This is a genomic window from Citrobacter sp. CRE-46 (genome assembly GCF_059615875.1).
Genome location: NZ_CM184341.1, coordinates 3,385,278 through 3,410,831 on the forward strand (window position 1 = coordinate 3,385,278; position 25,554 = coordinate 3,410,831).

General features: G+C 54.5%; 19 protein-coding genes. 9 read left to right on the forward strand and 10 right to left on the reverse strand.

Features of this window, described 5'->3' with window-relative positions; genetic code table 11:
- Window positions 1-207 precede the first annotated feature (207 nt).
- The gene (gene rimO / locus AC534G_RS16520) at window positions 208-1,515 is read left to right on the forward strand and encodes a 30S ribosomal protein S12 methylthiotransferase RimO (protein WP_110498517.1); all 1,308 of its coding nucleotides are present in this window, start codon (window positions 208-210) and stop codon (window positions 1,513-1,515) included.
- 54 nt (window positions 1,516-1,569) lie between these two features.
- Here the strand turns inward: rimO and gsiD are convergent, their stop codons facing one another.
- From gsiD to AC534G_RS16550, 6 genes are all read right to left on the reverse strand, one after another.
- Entirely contained in the window at window positions 1,570-2,481 is a 912-nt protein-coding gene (gsiD, locus tag AC534G_RS16525) for a glutathione ABC transporter permease GsiD (protein ID WP_038639184.1), read from the reverse strand.
- A gap of 2 nt (window positions 2,482-2,483) precedes the next feature.
- Window positions 2,484-3,404, reverse strand: a complete 921-nt coding sequence (gene gsiC / locus AC534G_RS16530) for a glutathione ABC transporter permease GsiC (protein WP_110498518.1) — start codon at window positions 3,402-3,404, stop codon at window positions 2,484-2,486.
- Between the two features lie 46 nt (window positions 3,405-3,450).
- Window positions 3,451-4,989, reverse strand: coding sequence for a glutathione ABC transporter substrate-binding protein GsiB (gene gsiB / locus AC534G_RS16535; RefSeq protein ID WP_110498519.1), 1,539 nt, complete (start codon window positions 4,987-4,989; stop codon window positions 3,451-3,453).
- A 28-nt stretch (window positions 4,990-5,017) separates the two neighbouring features.
- A complete protein-coding gene (gene gsiA, locus AC534G_RS16540) occupies window positions 5,018-6,889 on the reverse strand; it encodes a glutathione ABC transporter ATP-binding protein GsiA (RefSeq protein ID WP_110498520.1) in 1,872 nt (623 codons plus the stop codon).
- Window positions 6,876-7,841, reverse strand: a complete 966-nt coding sequence (iaaA, locus tag AC534G_RS16545; RefSeq protein WP_069323360.1) for a beta-aspartyl-peptidase — start codon at window positions 7,839-7,841, stop codon at window positions 6,876-6,878. Before iaaA ends, gsiA begins: the two co-directional genes overlap by 14 nt.
- 189 nt (window positions 7,842-8,030) lie before the next feature.
- The gene (locus tag AC534G_RS16550) at window positions 8,031-8,819 is read right to left on the reverse strand and encodes an aminoglycoside adenylyltransferase family protein (RefSeq protein ID WP_110498521.1); all 789 of its coding nucleotides are present in this window, start codon (window positions 8,817-8,819) and stop codon (window positions 8,031-8,033) included.
- Window positions 8,820-8,994: 175 nt separating this feature from the next.
- Between AC534G_RS16550 and moeA the strand changes: the two genes are divergently transcribed.
- Window positions 8,995-10,230 carry a molybdopterin molybdotransferase MoeA gene (gene moeA, locus AC534G_RS16555; RefSeq protein WP_038639168.1) on the forward strand — a complete coding sequence of 412 codons (1,236 nt, stop codon included), beginning with the start codon at window positions 8,995-8,997 and terminating at the stop codon, window positions 10,228-10,230.
- Entirely contained in the window at window positions 10,230-10,979 is a 750-nt protein-coding gene (gene moeB / locus AC534G_RS16560; protein ID WP_069323222.1) for a molybdopterin-synthase adenylyltransferase MoeB, read from the forward strand. The genes moeA and moeB overlap by 1 nt, the downstream gene beginning before the upstream one ends.
- A gap of 48 nt (window positions 10,980-11,027) precedes the next feature.
- Here moeB and AC534G_RS16565 read toward each other — a convergent pair whose 3' ends face one another.
- Together AC534G_RS16565 and fsa are read right to left on the reverse strand one after the other, a co-directional pair.
- The gene (locus tag AC534G_RS16565) at window positions 11,028-11,969 is read right to left on the reverse strand and encodes an Rpn family recombination-promoting nuclease/putative transposase (protein ID WP_110498522.1); all 942 of its coding nucleotides are present in this window, start codon (window positions 11,967-11,969) and stop codon (window positions 11,028-11,030) included.
- A gap of 174 nt (window positions 11,970-12,143) precedes the next feature.
- Window positions 12,144-12,806, reverse strand: a complete 663-nt coding sequence (fsa, locus tag AC534G_RS16570; RefSeq protein WP_110498523.1) for a fructose-6-phosphate aldolase — start codon at window positions 12,804-12,806, stop codon at window positions 12,144-12,146.
- Window positions 12,807-12,938: 132 nt separating this feature from the next.
- On the opposite strand from fsa, the gene AC534G_RS16575 reads away from it, so the two are divergent.
- From AC534G_RS16575 to AC534G_RS16590, 4 genes are all read left to right on the forward strand, one after another.
- Window positions 12,939-13,838 carry a glycyl-radical enzyme activating protein gene (locus AC534G_RS16575; protein ID WP_110498524.1) on the forward strand — a complete coding sequence of 300 codons (900 nt, stop codon included), beginning with the start codon at window positions 12,939-12,941 and terminating at the stop codon, window positions 13,836-13,838.
- Window positions 13,839-13,843: 5 nt separating this feature from the next.
- On the forward strand, window positions 13,844-16,276 hold the full coding sequence (locus AC534G_RS16580) for a glycyl radical protein (protein WP_110498525.1): 2,433 nt from the start codon (window positions 13,844-13,846) through the stop codon (window positions 16,274-16,276).
- A 222-nt stretch (window positions 16,277-16,498) separates the two neighbouring features.
- Window positions 16,499-17,314 carry a Cof-type HAD-IIB family hydrolase gene (locus tag AC534G_RS16585; protein ID WP_110498526.1) on the forward strand — a complete coding sequence of 272 codons (816 nt, stop codon included), beginning with the start codon at window positions 16,499-16,501 and terminating at the stop codon, window positions 17,312-17,314.
- Between the two features lie 146 nt (window positions 17,315-17,460).
- Window positions 17,461-18,723, forward strand: coding sequence for a DUF1479 domain-containing protein (locus AC534G_RS16590; protein ID WP_110498527.1), 1,263 nt, complete (start codon window positions 17,461-17,463; stop codon window positions 18,721-18,723).
- Here the strand turns inward: AC534G_RS16590 and AC534G_RS16595 are convergent.
- On the reverse strand, window positions 18,720-19,793 hold the full coding sequence (locus AC534G_RS16595) for a LacI family DNA-binding transcriptional regulator (RefSeq protein WP_038643091.1): 1,074 nt from the start codon (window positions 19,791-19,793) through the stop codon (window positions 18,720-18,722). The genes AC534G_RS16590 and AC534G_RS16595 overlap by 4 nt on opposite strands.
- Window positions 19,794-20,081: 288 nt before the next feature.
- Between AC534G_RS16595 and AC534G_RS16600 the strand changes: the two genes are divergently transcribed.
- Entirely contained in the window at window positions 20,082-21,383 is a 1,302-nt protein-coding gene (locus AC534G_RS16600; protein ID WP_110498528.1) for an MFS transporter, read from the forward strand.
- A 17-nt stretch (window positions 21,384-21,400) separates the two neighbouring features.
- Entirely contained in the window at window positions 21,401-23,764 is a 2,364-nt protein-coding gene (locus AC534G_RS16605) for a glycoside hydrolase family 31 protein (protein WP_162620733.1), read from the forward strand.
- 187 nt (window positions 23,765-23,951) lie between these two features.
- Here AC534G_RS16605 and AC534G_RS16610 read toward each other — a convergent pair whose 3' ends face one another.
- Complete coding sequence (locus tag AC534G_RS16610) at window positions 23,952-25,547, reverse strand: ABC-F family ATPase (RefSeq protein WP_149282224.1); 1,596 nt, start codon at window positions 25,545-25,547, stop codon at window positions 23,952-23,954.
- Between the last annotated feature and the right edge of the window lie 7 nt (window positions 25,548-25,554).

Below are 25,554 nucleotides of genomic sequence, written 5' to 3' on the forward strand. Positions count from 1 at the left end.
TACATCAACAAAGCTCAATTGATTAACATAATTTACAATGTTACAACCCTCGGCAAGTTACTCTGCCGCTAAGACAAGCAAATCTGGCTGCGACAATATGCAAAATGAGAAGCCAGTCTTCCCTGCGCCTTATACCGATCAGATATAGATGTACCGTGACGGCATCTGTATAATCCCCCGATTACGAGCAATGTACAGTATAAGAAAATGGCAAAAATTGGTTTTATATCACTAGGTTGTCCGAAAAACCTCGTCGATTCTGAGCGCATCCTGACCGAACTTCGTACCGAAGGCTATGATGTTGTGCCAAGCTACGACGACGCGGATATGGTTATCGTTAACACCTGCGGCTTTATCGACAGCGCGGTTCAGGAGTCCCTGGAAGCAATCGGCGAAGCGTTGAACGAAAACGGCAAGGTGATCGTTACCGGCTGTCTGGGCGCGAAAGTCGATCAGATCCGTGAAGTCCACCCGAAAGTGCTGGAAATCACCGGTCCGCACAGCTATGAACAGGTTCTGGAGCACGTTCACCACTATGTGCCAAAACCAAAGCATAACCCGTTCCAGAGTCTGGTTCCTGAGCAGGGCGTCAAGCTGACTCCGCGCCATTATGCCTATCTGAAAATTTCTGAAGGCTGCAACCACCGCTGCACGTTCTGCATTATTCCGTCGATGCGTGGCGATCTGGTGAGTCGTCCGATCGGCGACGTACTCAGCGAAGCCAGGCGTCTGGTAGATGCGGGCGTGAAAGAGATACTGGTCATTTCTCAGGATACCTCCGCGTACGGCGTGGATGTGAAGCATCGCACCGGTTTCCATAACGGCGAGCCGGTCAAAACCAGCATGGTTGATCTGTGCGAACAGTTATCAAAACTGGGGATCTGGACGCGTCTGCATTACGTCTATCCCTACCCGCACGTTGATGACGTGATCCCGTTGATGGCGGAAGGCAAAATTCTGCCGTATCTGGACATCCCGCTGCAGCATGCCAGCCCGCGTATTCTCAAGCTGATGAAACGCCCAGGCTCCGTGGACAGACAGCTGGCGCGTATCAAGCAGTGGCGTGAAATTTGTCCTGAACTGACGCTGCGCTCCACCTTCATTGTTGGTTTCCCGGGTGAAACAGAAGAAGACTTCCAGATGTTGCTCGACTTCCTGAAGGAAGCACGCCTGGATCGCGTCGGCTGCTTTAAGTACAGCCCGGTAGAAGGCGCTGGCGCCAATGACCTGCCGGATCAAATCCCGGAAGAGGTGAAAGAAGAACGCTGGAACCGCTTTATGCAGTTGCAACAGCAGATCTCTGCTGAACGCTTGCAGGAGAAAGTGGGCCGCGAAATTCTGGTTATCGTTGATGAAGTTGACGAAGAAGGCGCGATTGGTCGCAGTATGGCTGACGCCCCGGAAATCGATGGCGCGGTATACCTGAATGGCGAAACCAGGGTGAAACCTGGCGATATCATCCGCGTGAAGGTCGAAAACGCAGATGAATACGATCTGTGGGGCACCCGCGTTTAAATAGCGTAACCCAACGTAGGCCGGATAAGCGTTACGTCTTATCCGGCCTGTGGTTTATCCTTTTATCTTCGGGTCCAGCGCGTCGCGCAGGCCATCGCCCAGTAAGTTAAACGCCAGCACCGTCAGAAATATCGCCACCGCCGGGAAAATCGCCACATGCGGCGCAATCACCATATCGGCCCGCGCCTCATTGAGCATTGCCCCCCACTCCGGGGTCGGCGGCTGCGCGCCCAATCCCAGAAATGACAAGCTCGCGGCAGAGATAATCGACGTGCCAATTCGCATGGTAAAAAAGACCACAATCGATGAGACCGTTCCCGGTAGAATATGGTTAAAGATGATGGTTGCATCGCTGGCGCCAATACTGCGCGCAGATTCAATAAAGGTCTGCTGCTTCAGCACTAGCGTATTCCCACGCACCAGACGCGCGAAGGCCGGAATAGAAAAAATAGCCACGGCAATAATCACGTTGGCAATACCGCTGCCCAGCACTGCCACCACAGCGATCGCCAGCAAAATACCCGGAAAGGCGAACAGTACATCGCAGATGCGCATAATCAGTCGATCCCACCAGCCTTCGTAGTATCCCGCCAGTAACCCCAGCACGGTGCCAATCGTCGCGCCAATAAATACGGCAAAGACCCCTGCCGCCAACGAGATTTGCGCCCCAACCAGCACACGGCTAAAGATATCCCGTCCCAGGGAGTCAACGCCGAACCAGTGCAGCATCGACGGCCCGTCATTCAGACGGTCATAATCGAAGTAGTTTTCGGCATCAAATGGCGTCAGCCAGCGGGCAAAAATCGCCACCATAATCAGGATAAGGACAAACAATCCCGCGATCATCGCCATGTGCTGGCGGCGGAAACGACGCCAGAACTCATGCCACGGCGTGCGAATCTGCTCTGGCTTAACAAGGGGCATCGCATTTAAAATCGCCTGTCGGCGCCAGTTAAAAAATCGCATCCTTACTTGTACCTGATAGCCGGATTAATGGCGGCGTAGAGTACATCCACCACTAAATTAATAAGAATAAACTCCAGAGAGAATAACAGCACCTCGGCCTGTATCACCGGGTAGTCGCGCATTTCGACTGAGTCCACTAACAGTCGTCCAAGCCCTGGCCAGTTAAACACCTTCTCAACCACGATTGAGCCGCCGAGTAAAAAACCAAACTGTAGCCCCATCATGGTAACCACCGGGATCATCGCGTTACGCAGACCATGTTTCAACACCACCCAGGTTTCACTCACCCCTTTAGCTCGCGCAGTGCGCATATAATCTTCACTGAGCACATCGACAAACGAAGCACGGGTAAAGCGGGCCAGCACCGCAGCCACCGCCGCCCCCAGCGTAATTGACGGGAGGATATAGTGCAGCCAGGTGTCAGCGCCCACGGTGGGCAACCAGCCGAGTTCAACGGAAAATATCTGCATAAGCAGCATGCCGAGCGCAAAAGCCGGAAAAGAGATCCCGGTGACCGCCAGCGTCATACTTAACCTGTCCGGCCAGCGATTACGCCACACGGCGGCGATAATCCCCGCCGTCATGCCAAATAACACTGCCCACGCCATACTGGCAATTGTCAGCCATAGCGATGGCATAAAACGGCTGGCAATCTCTTCCGCAACCGGGCGGCGAGAAACCATCGAGGTTCCAAAATCGCCTTGCAACACGTTGGTCATGTAATGCCATAACTGAATATGCAGCGGTTGGTCCAGACCCAGTTGCTTACGCACCAGTTCAATTACCTCAGCATCGGCCTCCGGTCCGGCAATCAGCCGGGCCGGATCGCCGGGTAGCAGGTGAACAAATAAAAACACCAGCACCGCCACAATCAACAGCGTTGGGATCAACCCCAGCAGGCGCTTGAAAACATAGTTAAGCATCACGCTCCCTTCGCCGGCCCCTGCATTACGGAGCCGAATGCATCGCTTAGTTTAAATCCGCATCATCAAAGCTAAATCCGGTATCCGGCATGATCCAGAATCCCGTCAACCTGGTGCTGTGCGCCGAAATCAGTTTTTCCACTACCAGCGGGATCCACGGCGACTCTTTCCAGATGATATCCTGCGCATCTTTGTACAGCTTCGCTTTCTGCGCCGGATCGTTGGTTTGCAGAGCCGCGGCTAAATCACTGTCCACCTGCTTATTACTGTAAAACGCCGTGTTAAACAGCGTCGGCGGCCAGTTTTGTGATGCAAATAGCGGCGACAGCGCCCAGTCCGCTTCACCTGTAGAAGCAGACCAGCCGGTGTAGAACATCCGCACTCCGCTCTCTTTCTGCGCTTTACCTTCAACTTCCGCCGCTCGCTGACCAGCGTCCATCGCCGTTACCTGCGCCTTAATGCCCACCTGTGCCAACTGCTGCTGAGTAAATTGCAGTACTTTCTGCGCGGTACTGTGGTTATGCGAAGACCATAGCGTGGTGGTAAAACCATTAGGGTAACCCGCTTCTTTCAGCAACTCGCGCGCTTTCGCCGGATCGTAAGGCCACGGCGTATAGCTTTGCGCATAGGCAATCGATGGCGGGAGAACACCGGTGGCAGGCGTCGCGTACCCGGCAAAAGCGACTTTCACCAGCGCCTGACGGTTGATGGCATAATTCAGCGCCTCACGCACCTTCGGGTTATCGAACGGTTTTTGCGTGACGTTCATGCTGATATAGCGCTGCATGATAGACGGACTGGCCACCAGTTCCAGGTTTTTGTTCTTCGCCAGTAGCGCCGCCTGCTCGTAAGGGATCGGGAAGGCAAACTGCGCCTCCCCGGTCTGCAGCATGGCCGCACGCGTGTTGTTGTCGGTCACCGGACGCCAGGTAATCGTGTCAAGCTTTGGCAACCCTTGCTGCCAGTAGCCCGCGAACTTCTTAACCTTCACAAAATCCGTCTGATTCCAGGTTTCAAGCTGATACGGTCCGGTGCCGACAGGATGAAAGCCGATCTCCTTACCGTATTTCTCCAGCGCGGCAGGCGAAATCATCGCCGTTGCCGGGTGCGCCAGAATATTGATGAATGCCGAGAACGGTTGCTTCAGCGTAATCTTCACCGTCGACGGGTCGACAACCTCGGTTTTATCAATATTCTTATACAGGTTGTAGCGTTTCAGATGGTTTTCCGGATTACTGGCCCGATCGAGGTTAGCTTTGACCGCATCGGCGTTGAAGTCAGTGCCATCCTGAAACTTCACGCCCTGACGCAGCTTAAGGGTGTAAGTCAGGCCATCATCAGAAACCGTATAACTCTCCGCCAGCACATTTTTCAGCTTCATCTCTTTATCAAGGCCAAACAGTCCTTGATAAAACGACTTTGCTACCGCCTGCGACAACGTGTCGTTCGCGTCATAGGGGTCGAGCGTGGTGAAGTTAGATCCCACTGCCACCACCACGTCTTTGGCGGCCCAGCCCGGTGCGGCGGCCAGCGCCGAGGCCACTCCCACAGCAACCAGCCATTTTCGAGCAACAATTTTTGTCATGTTATTCTCCTTAAACCCTGTCTGCCTGTTATAAACGCGAAAGCGCATTTTCTGGTTGTGGACGCGCGACATAATGCCCCGGGCCAACTAACTGTAGTGACACGGGGGAAATCTCTTCGCCGCGCTTGCGGATATTGCTGGGGATATCATCCGATAACAGCACGCGCTGGGGCCGATGATGTGATGGATCGGCCACCGGTACTGCCGCCATCAGTTTGCGCGTATACGGATGCTGTGGATTTTCAAATACCGCCCGCCGGGCACCGATCTCGACAATCTGCCCCAGATACATCACCGCCACACGGTGACTGATCCGCTCCACTACCGCCATATCGTGGGAAATAAACAGATATGCGATCCCCATTTCGCGCTGCAGGTCGAGCAACAAGTTGATAATTTGCCCACGAATCGAGACATCCAGCGCCGAGACCGACTCATCGGCAATGATTACCTTGGGATTGAGCGCCAGCGCCCGGGCAATGCAGATACGCTGACGCTGACCGCCGGAAAACTCGTGCGGATAGCGCCAGGCATGCTCAGGGAGCAATCCTACGCGCTCCAGCAGCCAGGCAACCCGTTTTGCCGCCGCATCACCTTGCAGTAATCCATGCACCCGTAACGGCTCTAAAATGGAATATCCCACCGTCTGGCGAGGATCGAGCGATGCATAAGGGTCCTGGAAGATGAACTGAATGTCCCGGCGCAGCGGCTGCAGTTTGCTGGCGGCGAGGGTATCAATCCGCTGTCCGTTGAAGATGATCTCTCCACGCTGAGACTCAACCAGGCGCAGCAACGCCCGCCCGGTGGTGGATTTGCCGCAGCCCGACTCGCCCACCAGCGAGAGCGTTTCTCCCGGCCACAGGTCAAAGCTGACGTTTTCCACCGCATGCACCTCACGGGTTACCCGGTTAAGAATGCCGCTGCGCAGAGGAAAACGCGTCACCAGATTGCGTACCCGTAGGATAGGCTCGCCTTCAACCACGGTGTCCTGCTCGGTTTGCGGTTCAACATGACTGGGATCGTGTAAAGAAATAAGTGGGAAACGGCGCGGATACGCTTGTCCGCTCATGGCGCCAAGCTGCGGTACGGCTGCCAGCAACGCTTTAGTATAGGGATGCTGGGGAGCATGAAAGATCTGCTCAACGCTGCCGGTTTCAACCGCCTCACCCTGATACATTACCAGCACACGGTCGGCAATATCCGCCACCACACCCATATCGTGGGTAATAAAGATCACCCCCATCGACATATCCTGCTGCAACACTTTTATGAGTTGCAGGATCTGCGCCTGAATAGTGACATCCAGCGCGGTGGTCGGCTCATCGGCAATCAGCACCGCAGGGCGGCACGACAGCGCCATGGCGATCATCACGCGCTGGCGCATGCCGCCGGAAAGCTGGTGCGGATAACGCGATAAAATCGCCTTCGCCTCAGGGATACGGACCTGATCGAGCATCCGTTTAGCTTCCAGCATCGCCTCTTCATGACTGGCCCCCTGGTGTAAGCGGATAGACTCGGCAATCTGCTCACCCACGGTAAACACCGGATTTAGCGATGTCATCGGCTCCTGAAAGATCATCGCGATATCCGCGCCGCGCACGTGGCGCATCTGTGATGCGCTCTGTTCACCCAGCTCAATAACCTGGCGGTTGCGGCGTCGGAGGAGCATTTCATCACAGCTCACCTCACCGCCAGCCTGTTCTATCAGACGCATCAGCGACAAAGCCGTGACCGACTTTCCTGAACCGGACTCGCCAACTATCGCCAGCGTTTCGCCACGCTTCAGGCGAAATGACAGATTACGCACCGCACTTACGCGCTGCTGTTCCTGTTCAAAGGCAATGTTCAGGTTACTCACTGCCAGCACGTCACTGACGTCAAGCTCATCACTGTGTGGCAACGGTATCTCCTTTTTCCCGATAAATACCGGTGGTTGGCGTATCGCCCGCGTATCCCCAGGCACGGTACATGCCTTCACTGTTAAACGGTAAGGCGACATTGCCCTCATGATCGATAGCAATTAAGCCGCCACTGCCGCCCAACGCCGGTAATTTTTCCATCACCACACGCTCGCACGCCTCAGATAAACTCAGGCCGCCATAATCCATCAATGCCGCAATGTCATAAGCCGCCAGCGCACGAATAAAGACTTCTCCGGTTCCGGTGCAGGAAACCGCCACGTTGGCGTTATTGGCATAACAGCCTGCGCCAACCAGTGGACTGTCACCCACCCGGCCCGGCAATTTGTTGGTCATCCCGCCGGTCGATGTCGCCGCCGCCAGATTACCAGACATATCCAGCGCAACCGCCCCCACGGTACCCATTTTGTTGTTCTCATCCAGTGGGGTAGCGTTATGATCCAGCACCATTTCACCCGCCGTTCGCGCCGCCAGCAGTTGAGCGTAGCGTTCTGGCGTCGAGAAAATATCCGCCGAAACGCGCTCCATACCCTGCGCAATGGCAAAATTCTCTGCCCCCTCACCTATCATCATGACGTGTGGGCTGTGTTCCATCACCAGGCGTGCCGCGAGAACTGGATTTCGCAGATGACTGACTCCCGCGACGGCTCCCGCTTTCAGGGTATTACCGTCCATCACGCAGGCGTCCAGCTCATGGGTTTCATCACGGGTATATACTGCGCCAATTCCGGCATTAAACAGCGGGCACTCTTCCAGCAGACGCACGGCCTCGGTCACCACATCCAGTGCGCTACGCCCCTCTTCGAGCATCCGCTGACCGGTTTCGACAACATCTGACAGCGCCTGTATATAACGCAACTCCTGCTCCTGGCTCAGCTGTGCACGGGTAATAGCCCCGGCGCCGCCGTGAATTGCAATAACTGCTTTACCCATTTTTTCGTCCATTAAGGTGACCGGTTCCGGGGTTATAAATATCAGAATTTCGGTGACTTATTGATTCGATTTTTGAATATAGAAAGATGCAGACGTCATGTAAAGGTAAAGGCCTGCCTCTCATAATCGATGCTGTCAGGTCATTCAGATGGAGTTAACAGGAATGAATCCCCGACGACGTTGAATAACCTATTCAAGCAGATCGGTAATCTGTTTTTTTGCATACCATACAAACCGTTGTACTGACGGCATGGATTCAGCCCAGTTCGTTTTGGCCACCCCAAGATATTCCGCACATGCAGCTTGCAGCGTGTCAGCATGCTCAACGGGCAATTTAGGCATGAGCCACGACGCGGCCTCATCCTTAGCGACAATATCGCCGGTCACAACGCTGTACCAGATGCGCGCCAGAGCCAGAATGATATTGCGCTCATCACCCTCTAAATCTGCGGGTTCTTGCCACTGTTCAAGAGTATGTCGAAACGTTTTTAAGACATCATTGGCAGGAATGGCGTTGAAAAATATATCAGCGGGTTCACCGAACAACGGTACGCTGGCGCGCCGGGCCTGGGTCAGCAAAATGGCAAGATCAGCATCCGCCAGCGCCGGTTCAAACACGCCGGCGCCGATCTCCTCACGCAACCACTCGCCAAACTGCATTTCTCTTACGGGTGGGAATTGCCACGGTACGATCAGCGAGTACACAACAACGGTGACTTCCAGCGCGCGATAACGCTCTGAAGTCCCGGGCGGCGCTGAAATGGTCAGCAATTCCCGCATCACGGTTTCTCTTAACCGGGCATCCATTGGTTCCCGTATGGTGACCAACAAATCAATGTCGCTGAGAGGTTTTAAACCGCTGTCGACAGCAGAACCATACAGATGAATAGCCACGAGATTCTCTTCGAAAAGCTGGCGGATGAGCGCACTGGCGGCATTCACCTGTCGTCGAATTGCGTCCGGAATAGGAGTAGCCATTTAGCCCCCTGGGGAAAAGAGCGGAAATATTGAGTCTATACTGCATTTTTCCTGTGGCGCTATCCTCTGGCATGAAACCTTGACCAGATCTGATTCTAAGCCTGAGGTAGCATACTGTCCGCGGCCATTTTCTGACATAATGGCCGGATTCGATTTTGCCCGCAGGAGTCTTCTCATGGAATTTACCGCCGGACTGATGCCGCTTGAAACGGCTCTCTCTCAGATGCTGTCGCGTATTACCCCGCTCACCGCTGTCGAAACGCTGCCGCTGGTTCAATGCTTTGGCCGCATTCTGGCCGCCGACGTCGTTTCCCCCATTGATGTACCAGGATTCGATAATTCGGCAATGGATGGCTATGCGGTACGATTAGACGATTTACGCTCGGGTCTGCCGCTTGCGGTAGCAGGCAAAGCCTTTGCCGGACAGCCTTTTCACGGCGAATGGCCCGCGGGGACCTGTATCCGCATCATGACCGGCGCCCCGGTGCCTGCCGGTTGTGAAGCGGTGGTCATGCAGGAACAAACAGAACAAACCGATGACGGTGTACGTTTTACCGCCGAAGTCCGCGGCGGACAAAATATTCGTCTGCGCGGTGAAGATATTGCAAACGGTGCAGTCGTCTTCCCCGCCGGGACTCGCCTGACAACCGCCGAGCTCCCGGTTCTGGCTTCGCTCGGTATTGCTGATGTGCCTGTTGTGCGCAAAGTCCGCGTGGCGTTGTTCTCCACCGGTGATGAACTGCAACTGCCGGGTCAACCGCTGAGCGACGGACAGATTTATGACACCAACCGTCTGGCCGTTCACCTGATGCTGCAACAGTTGGGCTGCGAGGTAATCAACCTTGGAATTATTCGCGACGATCCCAACGCGCTACGCGCGGCGTTTATTGAAGCCGACAGCCAGGCCGATGTCGTTATCAGCTCCGGCGGCGTTTCTGTCGGTGAAGCGGATTACACCAAAACCATTCTGGAGGAACTGGGAGAAATTGCCTTCTGGAAGCTGGCCATCAAACCGGGCAAACCGTTCGCCTTTGGCAAACTAAGCAACAGTTGGTTTTGCGGCCTGCCGGGTAACCCGGTGTCAGCAGCCCTCACCTTTTATCAACTGGTGCAACCAATGCTGGCGAAGCTTAGCGGCAACACGGGCTGTGGGTTGCCTCCTCGTCAACGCGTACGCACCGCGTCACGTCTGAAGAAAACGCCAGGCCGTCTGGATTTTCAACGTGGCGTATTGCAGCGCACCGCAGAAGGCGAACTGGAAGTCACCACCACCGGACACCAGGGTTCGCATATTTTTAGCTCCTTTAGCCTCGGCAACTGTTTTATCGTGCTGGAACGCGATCGTGGTAACGTTGAAGCCGGAGAGTGGGTTGAAGTCGAGCCGTTTAACGCGCTGTTTGGAGGTCTGTAATGGCGGAACTCAGCGACCAGGAGATGATGCGCTATAACCGGCAAATCATTCTGCGCGGCTTCGATTTTGAAGGTCAGGAAGCGCTGAAGGAGGCGCGGGTACTGGTCGTTGGTCTGGGGGGACTTGGCTGCGCCGCGACCCAATACCTGGCAGGCGCTGGTGTCGGGCATTTAACGCTGCTCGACTTTGACACCGTTTCCGTGTCGAACCTCCAGCGCCAGACGCTGCACAGCGATGCAACCGTAGGGCAACCGAAAGTGCTATCCGCCCGCGACGCGCTGGCGCGGATTAACCCTTATATCGCCATTACGCCAGTGAACGCACTGCTGGATGATAGCGAAATTCACGCGCTGATCGCCAAACACGATTTGGTGCTGGACTGTACGGATAACGTCAGCATCCGCAATCAGCTTAATGCCGGATGCTTTAGCGCAAAGGTTCCGCTGGTTTCCGGGGCGGCAATTCGCATGGAAGGACAAATTACCGTCTTTACCTATCAGGAAGGCGAACCTTGCTACCATTGCCTGAGCCGCCTGTTCGGTGAAAATGCCCTCACCTGCGTGGAAGCTGGCGTAATGGCTCCGCTAATCGGCGTGATCGGCTCATTACAGGCCATGGAAGCCATTAAATTATTGGCAAACTACGGTAAACCCGCATCTGGAAAAATCGTCATGTACGACGCCATGACCTGCCAGTTTCGCGAAATGAAGCTGATGCGTAACCCGGGATGTGAGGTGTGCGGGCAGTAACGGTAAGCCCCGGCGGCATTTATTTTCCGGGGCTGTATTAACATACATTCAATGCGTCAAAGAGTTAATATCTTCCTCAGATAGCCCAGTGATTCTCACGATAAGCTCCCGTGGGAGACCATCGGCCAGCATTGAGTGGGCAATGCGCTGCGCTTCCTCGCGACGACCTTCAGCTAAACCTTTTTCATGACCGCGCTCCATGCCTTTCCGTAGCCCCTTTCGCTCCCCTGCCCTACGTATTTTTTCAACAATATTCATTGTACGCTCCTTGTGTTCGGGTACCTGCTGCGCCAGCTTACGCATAAATCGCCCAAAGCGCGGTTTGTGACCATGCTGGATTAGCAGATAATTAAACAGCGCTTTTAGCTGGCTGTCATTAGCACTTCCTGTAACCAGCAGCGTAGCCAGATTGTCCACCAGTCCTAATAAATCGCGCTGACGAATATGCTTTTGAATCAGTTCCAGCAGTGCGATACGCCGGTGCTGCATAATTTCTTCATCCGGGATCACGGTAATATCCACCAATGGAAATGCCGACAGATAAAGCTGGCGCGCCAGGAGCGGATTATCAAACTCATCCAGCCAGCATAAAGAGAAGGGATAAGGCGTATCGACGCCATGATAAAACAACATCGGCACGACTAACGGTAAGCGGGTATGCCCGGCGTCAAGGTGGCTTTGCATTGCCGCTATCGCATAACGCATCAGGCGAAACGACATATGCACATCAGGACGACTTTGATGTTCAATCACAACATAGATATAACCCTCCCCTTCACTGGTTTTCATCGACCAAAGCACATCTGAATAATATGCGCGTAAGTTTTCTTCAATAAAACTGGTGGGTTGCAGTTCTAACGTCGCCAGATCACAAAGCGCCCGTAGCGTGGGAGGAAGATGAATTTCAATAAAATCACGGGCTGTGGCAGGGTATTTTAAAAATGTTTTAAACAGCGCATCGTGCGGTGTGGCTGTAGGTGTTTTTTTCATGGCGGTCCGTCACCTGATAAACATGATGACGTGAATGTACCCGTCGCGATGACGGGTAGCATGCAGGCTTTACCGGTTTTACGAGGGGGATTCGCAGTTTATTGCTCTTAACTGCAACAGATTCATTTTAACGGAATCACCTACGCAAATATGCCGGAGTAATCCGACCTAAAACTAGATCGACGTCCGTCCAAACGCCCTCTGCCAGTCCTGCTCAAACTTCACAATCGCCGCATCCACAGCCGGAGAGGTCATAAACTGCTGCGCCACGTCCAGCGGCAGCGTGATAGACTCGCAGCCTGCCAGCAGGCAATCCAGCGCCTGACGCGGCGTTTTGAAGCTGGCTGCCAGTACTTTGGCGTGCGGCGCATGCATGTTCAGTAAGGTTTGCAGATCGGTCACCGTCTGAATACCATCTCCCCCCTGCGCATCCACGCGGTTTACGTATGGCGCAACATATTCCGCTCCTGCCAGCGCCGCTAACAGCCCTTGAGCAGCACCGTATACCGCGGTACCCAGCGTCGGGATCCCTTCTTCTTTCAGTAGCTTAATTGCCGCCAGACCTTCTGCCGTCACCGGCACTTTGACCACGATATCCGCGATAATTGCCCGCAGTTTACGTGCATCTTTGACCATGCCTTCGGCGGTCGTCGCCATCACCTGCGCAAACAGACGGCCTTGTCCCCCCATCGCTTCCTGCAGTTGCGGCAGCAACACTTCCAGCCTCTCTTTACCAGCCGCCACAATGCTCGGGTTAGTGGTCACCCCAGCCAACGGCAAAACACGCGCCAGAGCTTTGACAGCGGCAACATCAGACGTATCTAAATAGAGTTCCATAACCTTTCCTCAAACGAATAATTAGCATGAATAAAAGGTAGCACGGCGAAACCTCACGGTTAGTTGACGCACGTCAATATAACTTTCATTCGAAAGTAATTTAATCTTTATACGAAAGAAAAGAGGCCGCTTATGATTTTCAATATCCAGCGCTATTCCACGCATGATGGTCCCGGTATCCGTACCGTGGTGTTCCTTAAGGGATGCTCCCTGGGCTGTCGTTGGTGTCAGAATCCGGAAAGCCGCGCCCGCACACAGGACCTGCTCTACGACGCACGGTTGTGTCTCGACGGTTGCGATCTCTGTGCTCAGGCGGCACCTGCGGTGATTGAGCGAGCGCTAAGCGGTCTGCTTATTCATCGCGAAAAACTGACCGATGACGCTTTCGCCGCGCTGACTGACTGCTGTCCAACCCAGGCGCTGACCGTCTGCGGAGAGGTAAAAAGCGTGGACGACATCATGGCGACCGTATTGCGTGATAAACCGTTTTACGATCGTAGCGGTGGGGGTCTCACCCTCTCCGGTGGCGAACCGTTTATGCAGCCAGAACTGGCGGCAGAATTATTCAAGGCCAGCCACGATGCGGGTATTCATACGGCGGTCGAAACCTGTCTGCATGTACCGTGGAAGTATATCGAGCCGTCATTACCTTACGTTGATCTGTTCCTGGCTGATTTAAAACATGTCGCCGACGCGCCGTTTAAGCAGTGGACCGATGGCAGTGCCTCTCGTGTATTAGACAATCTGAAAAAATTGGCCGCTGCGGGTAAAAAAATGATTATCCGCGTACCGCTGATTCAGGGTTTCAACGCTGACGAAGCCGCCATCCAGGCTATTACCGATTTTGCTGCCGACGAGCTTCACGTCGGTGAGATCCATTTTTTGCCCTATCACACCCTGGGCATCAATAAATACCACTTACTCAGTCAACCCTACAACGCACCGGATAAACCGCTTGAGGCGCCTGCCCTGCTCGAATTTGCTCAGCAGTATGCCCGCCATAAAGGTTTAACCGCGACCCTACGAGGATAATCGCCATGACCACTTTGAAACTGGACACACTCAGCGACCGTATCAAAGCGCATAAAACAGCCCTGATCCACATCGTGAAGCCGCCGGTTTGCACCGAGCGCGCCCAGCACTATACCGAGATGTATCAACAACATCTGGATAAGCCGATCCCGGTACGCCGTGCGCTGGCACTGGCCCATCATCTGGCGGAACGTACTATCTGGATCAAGCATGACGAACTGATTATTGGTAACCAGGCGAGCGAAGTGCGCGCTGCACCGATCTTCCCGGAATACACCGTCTCCTGGATTGAAAAAGAGATCGATGATCTCGCCGACAGGCCGGGCGCTGGCTTTTCGGTAAGTGAAGAGAACAAACGCGTATTGCACGAGGTGTGCCCGTGGTGGCGCGGCCAGACCGTACAGGATCGCTGCTACGGGATGTTTACCGATGAGCAGAAAGGTCTGCTGGAAACCGGCATTATCAAAGCCGAAGGCAATATGACTTCCGGCGACGCACACCTGGCGGTGAACTTCCCGCTGCTGCTGGAAAAAGGTCTCGACGGCCTGCGCCACAAAGTTGATGAACGTCGCTCCCGCATCAATCTGACTTGTCTGGAAGACCTCCATGGCGATCAGTTCCTGAAAGCGATTGATATCGTGCTGGAGGCCGTCAGTCTGCATATTGAGAGCTTTGCCACCCTGGCACGTAAAATGGCATCCTCGGAGACCCGCGCCAGCCGTCGCGAGGAACTCCTGACCATGGCAGAAAACTGTGATGTGATTGCCCATGAACCGCCAAAAACGTTCTGGCAGGCGCTGCAGTTGTGCTACTTCATCCAGTTGATTCTGCAAATTGAATCCAACGGCCATTCAGTGTCGTTTGGTCGCATGGACCAGTATCTCTATCCTTTCTATCGTCGTGATGTGGAGCTGAATCAATCGCTGCATCGCGAACACGCTATTGAGCTGCTGCACAGTTGCTGGCTGAAGCTGCTGGAAGTGAACAAAATTCGCTCCGGCTCCCACTCCAAAGCATCGGCAGGTAGCCCGCTGTATCAGAATGTGACCATTGGCGGACAGAATCTGGTTAACGGTCAGGCGGTGGATGCCGTCAACCCGCTCTCCTACGCCATTCTCGAATCCTGCGGCCGCCTGCGCTCTACTCAGCCTAACCTGAGCGTGCGCTATCATGCGGGGATGAGTAACGATTTCCTTGATGCCTGTGTGCAGGTCATTCGCTGCGGCTTCGGGATGCCAGCCTTTAACAACGATGAAATCGTCATACCTGAATTTATCAAGCTTGGCATTGAACCGCAGGATGCCTACGACTATGCGGCCATTGGTTGCATCGAAACCGCCGTTGGCGGCAAATGGGGCTATCGTTGTACCGGTATGAGCTTTATTAACTTTGCCCGTGTGATGCTGGCGGCGCTGGAAGGCGGACGCGATGCCACCAGCGGCAAAGTCTTCCTGCCGCAGGAAAAAGCGCTCTCGGCCGGCAATTTCAACAATTTCGATGAAGTGATGGACGCCTGGGATACACAGATTCGCTACTACACGCGTAAATCCATCGAAATCGAGTATGTCGTCGACACCATGCTGGAAGAGAACGTACACGATATTCTCTGTTCGGCGCTGGTAGACGACTGTATCGAACGCGCGAAAAGCATTAAGCAAGGCGGCGCGAAGTATGACTGGGTATCAGGTTTGCAGGTGGGTATTGCCAACCTCGGCAACAGCCTGGCGGCTGTGAAGAAACTGGTCTTCGATCAAGGCGCTATCGGCCAGCAGCAATTAGCTGCGGCACTGGCTGATGATTTTGACGGTCTGACTCACGAGCAATTACGCCAACGACTGATCAACGGCGCGCCGAAGTACGGCAACGATGACGATTCCGTTGATACGCTGCTGGCCCGCGCTTATCAGACCTATATTGATGAACTGAAACAGTACCATAATCCACGTTATGGTCGCGGTCCGGTTGGCGGCAATTACTACGCCGGGACCTCTTCTATCTCCGCCAACGTGCCGTTTGGCGCGGCAACCATGGCAACGCCGGATGGCCGTAAAGCACACACCCCGCTGGCTGAAGGCGCAAGTCCGGCTTCCGGGACGGACCATCTCGGCCCGACGGCGGTAATTGGCTCAGTGGGTAAACTGCCTACCGGCTCCATTCTCGGCGGTGTGTTGTTAAATCAGAAGCTGAATCCGGCCACGCTGGAGAATGAATCAGATAAACAAAAGCTGATGATCCTGCTGCGCACCTTCTTTGAAGAGCACAAAGGCTGGCATATTCAGTACAACATTGTGTCCCGTGAAACGCTGCTGGAAGCAAAAAAACACCCGGATCAATACCGTGACCTGGTGGTGCGTGTCGCAGGCTATTCCGCCTTCTTCACTGCCCTGTCTCCGGATGCGCAGGACGATATCATCGCGCGTACTGAGCACATGCTGTAAGCAATATTGTAGGCCGGATAAGGCGTTCACGCCGCCATCCGGCACGCTACCCTCCCCATTGCCGGATGCGCTGACGCTTATCCGGCCTACAACTGCTCTCCCCTTAGCCGGGTAAGGCGAAGCTGCCACCCGGCCTTTTACTTTCATTCGAAATTAAATTTGTGCTTCAGGTCACATTGTTATTAGAATGTTTCTGGTCGCAGTTATGAGCCAGGAGCAAGTATGACCATCAAAGTTATCGTCACCGATATGGACGGAACTTTTCTCGACGACGCCAAGAAATACGATCGTGCACGTTTTATGGCGCAGTATCAGGAACTGAAAAAACGAGATATTGAATTTGTCGTGGCCAGCGGAAACCAGTATTTCCAGCTGATCTCCTTTTTCCCGGAGCTTAAAGACGAAATATCGTTTGTCGCTGAGAATGGCGCGCTGGTTTATGAGCATGGCAAACAGCTGTTTCACGGCGAGCTTACCCGTCACGAATCACGCATTGTTATTGGCGAACTCCTCAAAGACAAGCAGCTCAATTTTGTTGCCTGTGGTCTGCAAAGCGCCTACGTCAGTGAGAATGCTCCTGAGTCTTTCGTGGCATTGATGTCGAAACACTACCATCGCCTGAAACCGGTGAAGGATTATCAGGACATTGATGATGTGCTGTTTAAGTTTTCGCTGAACTTACCCGACCAACAAATCCCGTTGGTTATCGATCACCTGCATACCGCTCTGGATGGCATAATGAAGCCCGTCACCAGCGGCTTTGGGTTTATCGATTTGATTATTCCGGGCTTACATAAAGCCAACGGTATCAGCCGCCTGCTGAAACGCTGGAACCTGTCCCCTCAAAACGTGGTCGCCATTGGCGATAGCGGTAACGATGCAGAAATGTTGAAAATGGCGCACTACTCTTTCGCGATGGCCAACGCGGCAGAGAGCATCAAAGCGATTGCCCGCTTTCAGACCGACGACAATAACCATCAGGGCGCGCTGAACGTGATTCAGGCGGTGCTGGATAACACCTCTCCTTTTAACGTCTGATCCTGTCGACCGGGGCCTGCTCCGGTTTTCACTCTTTTATCATTCCGTGCACACCATCAAGTTTTTAAACTTGCATTAACCTATTTTTAACTTATATTGCATATGTAAGTTAAATAGTTTCGAATGAAAGTTAATGCGAGGTGGTTATGGCTTTTACGTTTACCTGCGACACATTGCCCGCCGATCACAAAGCGGCAATCCGTCAGATGAAACAGCAATTGCGGGCACAGCTTGGGGATGTTCAGTTGATTTTCAATCAGCTGAGCGATGCCATTGCCACTCGCGTGGCGGAAATCAACGCCCTCAAAGCGCAAGGTTCCCCGGTTTGGCCAACGTTGTCCTATGCGGATATCAAGGCGGGACGCGTAAACGCAGAGCAGCGTGAAGAGATTAAGCGTCGCGGATGCGTGGTCATCAAGGGACATTTCCCCCGCGAACAGGCGCTGGCATGGGATCAGTCGATGCTCGATTACCTGGATCGCAACCATTTTGATGAGGTCTACAAAGGCCCCGGTGATAACTTTTTTGGCACCCTCAGCGCATCCCGCCCGGAGATCTACCCCATTTACTGGTCCCAGGCGCAAATGCAGGCGCGCCAGAGCGAAGAAATGGCCAATGCGCAGTCATTCCTTAATCGCCTGTGGACGTTTACAAGCGAAGGGAAACAATGGTTTAACCCGGACGTCAGCGTCATCTATCCTGACCGCATACGTCGTCGTCCGCCGGGAACAACGTCCAAAGGGCTGGGCGCGCATACGGATTCCGGCGCGCTGGAGCGCTGGCTTCTGCCGGTATATCAGCAGGTCTTTGCTAATGTTTTCAATGGCAAGCTGGAAGATTACGATCCATGGCAGGCGGCGCATCGCACAGAAGTTGAAGAGTACACGGTAGATAACACCACTAAATGTTCAGTATTTCGTACCTTCCAGGGCTGGACGGCACTGTCCGATATGTTGCCAGGTCAGGGATTGTTGCACGTAGTCCCGATTCCTGAAGCGATGGCCTATGTGCTATTACGTCCATTGCTTGACGATGTGCCGGAAGATGAGCTTTGCGGCGTCGCGCCCGGCAGAGTTCTGCCGATTTCCACGCAATGGCATCCGCTGCTGATAGAGGCGTTAACCAGTATTCCGCAACTGGACGCCGGCGACTCCGTCTGGTGGCATTGCGATGTGATCCACTCCGTCGCGCCGGTGGAAAATCAGCAGGGCTGGGGCAATGTGATGTATATCCCTGCCGCGCCGATGTGCGAAAAGAATCTGGCCTACGCCCACAAAGTGAAGGCCGCGCTGGAAAAAGGCGCGTCGCCGGGGGATTTCCCGCGCGAGGATTATGAAGCTGACTGGGAAGGACGCTTCACGCTGGAGGATTTGAATATCCACGGTAAACGCGCGCTGGGTATAGCTTAGCTGTCGTACAGTCCTTCCCGATCAACGGCGGTGCGTCGTTTCCCCTGACGTATCCGCCGTACTGATTCCCGTACGGCCAGCGTGCCGTTAAGCAACAACGTCCCCACCGGCGCATCCGGGCGCATCAGCCGCTGCTGGAGCATATATACCGCTTCCGTTCCAAGTTCATCGCGGGGAACATGCACTGCGGTTAAGGGTACATCCTGAATCGCCGCCAGATTAAAGCCGTCGATGCTCATGACAGAGACGTCCTGAGGTACGCGCAGGCCGTGTTTTTGCAGGGCACTGATGGTACCCGCCGCCATAAAATCGCCGCCAACTAAAAATGCAGTCGGCAGATCCTTACCCTGCCGCTCAATAAGCCAGGCATTTACCAGCTCCTCCGTTTCACGAGCGCTAAAGCTCGGCACCACCAGCAGATCGCGCAGGTCATTAAATTTCAGGTTGTGTGACTGCCACGCGTCGCGGATCCCCGACAGGCGCAGCTCCATAGTGTAGCGGCGCAGACACATTACATTCAGCACCTCCCGGTGCCCCATTTCGAACAGATATTCCGCCGCCCGTTCGCCAATGGCGCGGTGATCGGGCGTGACGGCGGGCAGGCGCATGTGCCGGTCCCGGCAGTTAATTAATATGCAGGGTTTAGCGACATCCACCGCCAGATCGTGGATATGAGGATCGTCGATACCGAGAAGAATGGCGGCCTGGGTGTCCGGCTCGTTCATTCGCGTCAGAAACAACTGCGCATCGCTATCATTCTCTTCCAGCGCGCAGTAGCGCAGGCGAACCTCGTGGGATGCCAGGCCTTTACTCACGCTCTGGATCACGCGGTAGTAAAAGATGTCGGACCGCTCGTCAAACGCCCGCTGCGGCGCAAAAACCACCAGAGTGTTAAGCAGCAAACGCCCGGCCGCCATGCCGTCAATCACCCCCAACTCCCGCGCGCATGCCAACACCTTTGCCCGTGCTTTCTCACTGGTGTTGGCCTTCCCCGCCAGCACGCGGGAAACCGTGCTGATAGAGAGCTGAGTACGGGCTGCGATTTCGGTAATTTTTAGCCTTTTGTCCATTTTGTGATCTGGCTCCATTTGCAAAATGAAAAAATTTTCATGGCGCATTTATCAGTAAATAACTGGCATGGGAGCCATCATGCCAAATGACTTACGTTATTTATGAGAAATTTTGTACAAAAACGACTATTTCCCGCTCATGTTCTCCCTTAAGGTGAACTTGTCACACCACTTCCATACTAGTTGTATATCAACTTTCGTATTTAAAACGTATAGAAATCAAAGCTATAAAAATTTGTGTGACACCTGAACCTCCGTCCCCTTACCGTCCGTCTTGTGGAGAGTAAAATGAGTCAGGACATCAATAACACCGTTGCGATAAGCAAAACCCGTCGCGTCATTAAGAACTTGCGCTGGTACATCCTGGTGCTGTTCTTACTTGGCGTCACCGTTAACTACATCACCCGAAACTCGTTAGGTATTCTCGCTCCGGAGTTGAAAGAGAGCCTCGGGATCACCACCGAACAATACTCCTGGATCGTCGGCGCGTTTCAGATTGCCTACACCATTTTCCAGCCCCTGTGCGGCTGGCTGATCGACGTTATCGGCCTGAAGATTGGCTTTATGATCTGCGCCGCGATCTGGGCGCTGATGTGTATTTTCCACGCGGGCGCCGGAAGTTGGCTACACCTGGCCATTCTTCGCTTCTTTATGGGAGCGACCGAAGCGGCTGCGACCCCGGCGAACGCCAAAACCATTGGCGAATGGTTCCCGAAATCAGAACGCCCTGTTGCTGCCGGTTGGGCGGGTGTGGGTTTCTCCATCGGCGCGATGCTGGCGCCGCCTATCATCTACTTTGCTCACGCCTCGTTCGGCTGGCAGGGCGCGTTTATGTTTACCGGCGTGCTGGCGCTGCTATGGGTGATCCTGTGGTGGGCGTTCTACCACAATCCGGAACAGCACCCGAATCAGAGTAAGGACGAGCTGGCGTTTATTAAGCAGGATAACGAACCGCCAGCGGTCAAACTGCCCTTCCTGACTGCGCTAAAGACCGTCTCAAAAAACAAACGCTTCTACGGCATCGCCATCCCGGCCTTTATGGCGGAGCCAGCATGGGCAGTGCTGAGCTTCTGGGTGCCGCTGTACCTTGCCAAAGAGCACGGTATGGATTTGAAGCAGATTGCGATGTTTGCCTGGCTGCCGTTCCTCGCCGCCGACCTCGGTAGCGTGGTGAGCGGTTACCTGACGCGTCTGTATACCCGTCTGTTCGGCTGCTCCCGCGTTAACTCTGTGGTAGCAAGCTCCGTGACGGGCGCGTTCCTGATGATCTCTCTGGGCATCGTAGCCATCACCCGCGACCCGTATATCACCATCGTGCTGATCTCCATCGGCGGCTTCGGGCACCAGATCATCTCCTGCATGCTGAGCGCCCTGGTCGTGGAGTCGTTCGACAAAGGCCAGATGGCGACTGTCAACGGCATGCGCGGCTCTGCTGCGTGGATCGCCAGCTTCCTGTTCTCGCTGTTAATCGGCGTAACCGCCGACAAAATCGGCTTTAACCCGCTGTTTATTGCCATGGGCTTCTTTGACCTGATTGGCGCTGTCTTCCTGGTAGCATTTATTGCTGAACGTCGCGCTAAACGCGCCTGATAGTGGATGTATTGCATATGAAAACCCTGAAAAACTGGATCGTAGATAAGCAGTCAGCAAACCATCTTGAACTGCTGGTCGATAACCAGCACCGTCTGTGTCTGTATGTGCTGGAAGAGAATCTTTTTCGCGTGCTGGTTAAGCGCAAAGGCGAGCTGGCGCTGGACCGCACCTGGAGCATCGCACCGGAAAAAGACGTGCCGTGGGAAGGCCGCCATCGTGACGACATAAGCGGTTTCTCCTGCCCGGCCTGGAACCTGACGCAGCAGGATGGTGCGCTAACCGTGGCAACCGAACAGCTACGCGTGACCGTCCACCAGCCGCTGTGGCTGGAGTGGCACTACCGCAATGAGGCGGGCGAGTGGCAGCCGCTGGTCAATGACCGACCAACCAGCGCCTACCTGCTGAATGCCCACGGCGACGGCGTGGCGCACTATCTGAGCCGCTCTAAGGATGAGCGTTTCTACGGCCTGGGCGAGAAAGCGGGCGATCTGCAGCGCAACGGTAAACGCTATGAAATGCGCAACCTCGATGCGATGGGCTATAACGCAGTCAGCACTGACCCGCTGTACAAGCACATCCCGTTCACTATCGCCCGCCGTCATGATGTGAGCTACGGCCTGTTCTACGACAACCTGAGCAGTTGCTGGCTGGATTTGGGTAACGAAATCGATAACTACCACACCGCCTATCGCCGCTGGCAGGCGGAAGCCGGTGATATTGATTACTACATCTTTACCGGCAAGCGCGTGCTGGACGTCACCAAAGCCTTTGTCCGTCTGACCGGCAAAACGCTGTTCGGACCCAAATGGAGCCTGGGCTACAGCGGCTCGACCATGCATTACACCGACGCACCGGACGCGCAGAACCAGCTCATGAACTTCATCCGCCTGTGCGCAGACCACGCTATTCCGTGCGACTCGTTCCAGCTCTCGTCCGGCTACACCTCGATCAACGGCAAGCGCTACGTCTTTAACTGGAACTACGACAAAGTGCCGCAGCCGAAGGTGATGAGCCAGGCGTTCCACGACGCGGGGCTGAAACTGGCGGCCAATATCAAACCGTGTCTGTTGCAGGATCACCCGCGTTATAACGAAGTGGCAGAACGCGGCCTGTTTATTCGCGATTCAGAAACCGATGCGCCAGAACGTTCCAGCTTCTGGGATGACGAAGGCTCTAACCTTGACTTTACCAACCCGCAGACTATCCAGTGGTGGCAGGAAGGCGTGACCACGCAGTTGCTGGAGATGGGGATCGACGCCACCTGGAACGACAACAACGAGTTTGAAGTGTGGGACGGCGAAGCGCGCTGCCATGGCTTCGGCCAGGAGATCGCTATCAAACACATTCGCCCGGTAATGCCGCTGCTGATGATGCGCGCCTCGCTGGAAGCGCAGCAGCGTTTCGCCCCGGAGAAGCGCCCGTATCTCATCTCCCGTTCCGGCTGCGCCGGGATGCAGCGCTACGTGCAGACCTGGAGCGGTGATAACCGCACCAGTTGGGACACCCTGCGCTTCAATACCCGCATGGGGCTGGGGATGAGCTTGTCCGGGCTGTTCAACGTCGGTCACGACGTCGGCGGTTTCTCCGGCGACAAACCGGACGCCGAGCTGTTTGTCCGCTGGGTACAAAACGGCGTGATGCATCCGCGCTTTACCATTCACTCATGGAATGATGACCACACGGTGAACGAGCCGTGGATGTATCCGGGCGTGATACCTGCCATTCGTGGTGCCATTGAACTGCGCTATCGCCTGCTGCCGTATCTTTACACCCTGCTCTGGCAGGCGCATGCCGACGACGAGCCGATGCTGCGCCCGACCTTCCTCGATCACGAGCACGATGCACAGACCTTTGAAGAGTGCGATGACTTCCTGCTGGGCCGCGACCTGCTGGTGGCAAGCGTCGTCGAAGCCGGGCAGCGCGAGCGTCGCGTCTGGCTGCCGGATAACGAAACCGGTTGGTACGATTTTTACACCAACGAGTGGTTCGCTGGCGGGCAATCGATCGTTCTCGACGCGCCGCTGGAAAAACTGCCGCTGCTGGTACGCGCAGGTGCTGCTCTTCCGCTAAGCGAACGCATTACCCACGTGTCCGCTGAAAAAGACAACACCCGAGAGCTGAAGTTGTTCCCGGTGAAAGGCGTCGGCACAACCTCCGGCCTGCTGTTTGAAGATGACGGCGAAAGCTGGGGCTACCAGAATGGCAATGCGCTGTGGGTGGAATGGGAGATGGTGTGTGATGGCGCAGCGATCAATCTGAAGGTCAACGCGCGTGGGGATTATCGTCCGGCGTGGAAGGCGCTGAAGGTGTCGTTACCGGCGGGGGAAAAACGTAAGCTGCTGGTGAATGGGGTTGAAGGGGGCGAGTGGCTGGTGTAGTGCTGCCTGATGCCCTCACCCTACCCCTCTCCCACATGGAGAGGGAATAAAGGCTCGACGCCTTTCCCTAAGTATTTCGCGCTGCAGGAAGGCGGCAAACCTGTGAATCCCCGGGAGCTTACATTAGTAAGTGACCGGGGTGAACAGGTGAAGCCAACACATCTGCAGCGTGAAAGACGACGGGAAATTAGCCGTCGATACCTTTACTACGCAGGTAATCTTCGTAGTTACCGGTGAAGTCGATCACGCGCTCCGGCGTAATTTCAATCACACGGGTTGCCAGAGAACTGACGAACTCACGGTCGTGAGAAACGAAAATCAACGTGCCCTGATACATTTCCAGCGCCATGTTCAGCGACTCAATCGATTCCATATCCAGGTGGTTAGTTGGTTCATCCATTACCAGAATATTCGGTTTCTGCATCATCAGCTTACCGAACAGCATGCGCCCTTTTTCACCACCGGAGAGCACTTTTGCAGGCTTCTTGATATCGTCCTGGCTGAACAGCAGACGACCGAGGAAGCTGCGCACAACCTGTTCATCATCGCCTTCTTGTTTCCACTGGCTCATCCACTCGAATACGGTCAGATCGTTTTCGAACTCATATTCATGATCCTGCGCATAGTAACCAACTTGCGCGTTTTCGGACCACTTCACGGTACCGTTATCCGGCTGCAAATCACCAACCAGCGTTTTCAGCATAGTGGATTTACCCACGCCGTTGGCGCCCAGAATGGCAATCTTCTCACCCACTTCGAGCAGCAGATTGAAGTTTTTAAACAGCGGGCCTTCATCAAAACCTTTAGTAAGCGCTTCCACTTCCAGCGCGTTACGGAACAGTTTCTTATCCTGTTCGAAGCGAATGAACGGGTTCTGACGGCTGGAAGCTTTAACTTCTTCCAGTTTAATTTTATCGATCTGACGGGCGCGGGAAGTCGCCTGACGAGATTTTGAGGCGTTGGCGCTAAAGCGGCTGACGAAGGATTGCAGATCGGCAATCTGCGCTTTCTTCTTGGCATTATCGGCCAGCAGACGTTCACGCGCCTGGGTGGCCGCCGTCATGTATTCGTCGTAGTTCCCCGGATAAACACGCAGTTCGCCGTAGTCCAGATCCGCCATGTGCGTGCAGACCATGTTCAGGAAGTGACGGTCGTGCGAAATGATGATCATGGTGCTGTCACGTTCGTTCAGCGTCTGCTCCAGCCAGCGGATGGTGTCGATATCCAGGTTGTTCGTTGGTTCGTCGAGCAGCAGAATGTCCGGGTTAGAGAACAGCGCCTGCGCCAGAAGCACACGCAGCTTCCAGCCGGGTGCGACTTCGCTCATCGGCCCGTAATGTTGTTCTACCGGAATACCCACGCCCAGCAGCAGTTCGCCCGCACGCGCTTCAGCAGAATAACCGTCCATTTCACCGTACTGAACTTCGAGGTCAGCCACTTTATAGCCGTCTTCTTCACTCATTTCGGCCAGCGCGTATATACGATCGCGCTCCTGCTTCACTGCCCACAGTTCAGCATGCCCCATGATCACGGTATCAAGCACGGTGAACTCTTCAAAGGCGAACTGATCCTGACGCAGCTTACCGATGCGCTCATTCGGATCGAGGGAAACGTTACCCAGCGTCGGTTCGAGATCACCGCCGAGAATTTTCATAAAAGTGGATTTACCGCTACCGTTCGCGCCAATCAGGCCGTAACGGTTGCCGCCGCCAAATTTGACGGAAATATTTTCAAACAGCGGCTTACTGCCAAACTGCATGGTGATATTGTTGCTAAGGAGCAAAATTGAT

Bases quoted from the DNA above. Each gene is read 5' to 3' on its own strand.
- moeB (WP_069323222.1), top strand. From the start codon at position 10,230: ATGGCGGAACTCAGCGACCAGGAGATGATGCGCTATAACCGGCAAATC.
- moeA (WP_038639168.1), top strand. From the start codon at position 8,995: ATGGAATTTACCGCCGGACTGATGCCGCTTGAAACGGCTCTCTCTCAG.
- gsiD (WP_038639184.1), bottom strand. From the start codon at position 2,481: ATGCGATTTTTTAACTGGCGCCGACAGGCGATTTTAAATGCGATGCCC.
- rimO (WP_110498517.1), top strand. From the start codon at position 208: ATGGCAAAAATTGGTTTTATATCACTAGGTTGTCCGAAAAACCTCGTC.
- AC534G_RS16565 (WP_110498522.1), bottom strand. From the start codon at position 11,969: ATGAAAAAAACACCTACAGCCACACCGCACGATGCGCTGTTTAAAACA.
- AC534G_RS16595 (WP_038643091.1), bottom strand. From the start codon at position 19,793: ATGGACAAAAGGCTAAAAATTACCGAAATCGCAGCCCGTACTCAGCTC.
- AC534G_RS16605 (WP_162620733.1), top strand. From the start codon at position 21,401: ATGAAAACCCTGAAAAACTGGATCGTAGATAAGCAGTCAGCAAACCAT.
- AC534G_RS16580 (WP_110498525.1), top strand. From the start codon at position 13,844: ATGACCACTTTGAAACTGGACACACTCAGCGACCGTATCAAAGCGCAT.
- AC534G_RS16600 (WP_110498528.1), top strand. From the start codon at position 20,082: ATGAGTCAGGACATCAATAACACCGTTGCGATAAGCAAAACCCGTCGC.
- fsa (WP_110498523.1), bottom strand. From the start codon at position 12,806: ATGGAACTCTATTTAGATACGTCTGATGTTGCCGCTGTCAAAGCTCTG.
- gsiB (WP_110498519.1), bottom strand. From the start codon at position 4,989: ATGACAAAAATTGTTGCTCGAAAATGGCTGGTTGCTGTGGGAGTGGCC.
- AC534G_RS16585 (WP_110498526.1), top strand. From the start codon at position 16,499: ATGACCATCAAAGTTATCGTCACCGATATGGACGGAACTTTTCTCGAC.
- AC534G_RS16590 (WP_110498527.1), top strand. From the start codon at position 17,461: ATGGCTTTTACGTTTACCTGCGACACATTGCCCGCCGATCACAAAGCG.
- iaaA (WP_069323360.1), bottom strand. From the start codon at position 7,841: ATGGGTAAAGCAGTTATTGCAATTCACGGCGGCGCCGGGGCTATTACC.
- AC534G_RS16575 (WP_110498524.1), top strand. From the start codon at position 12,939: ATGATTTTCAATATCCAGCGCTATTCCACGCATGATGGTCCCGGTATC.
- gsiC (WP_110498518.1), bottom strand. From the start codon at position 3,404: ATGCTTAACTATGTTTTCAAGCGCCTGCTGGGGTTGATCCCAACGCTG.
- AC534G_RS16550 (WP_110498521.1), bottom strand. From the start codon at position 8,819: ATGGCTACTCCTATTCCGGACGCAATTCGACGACAGGTGAATGCCGCC.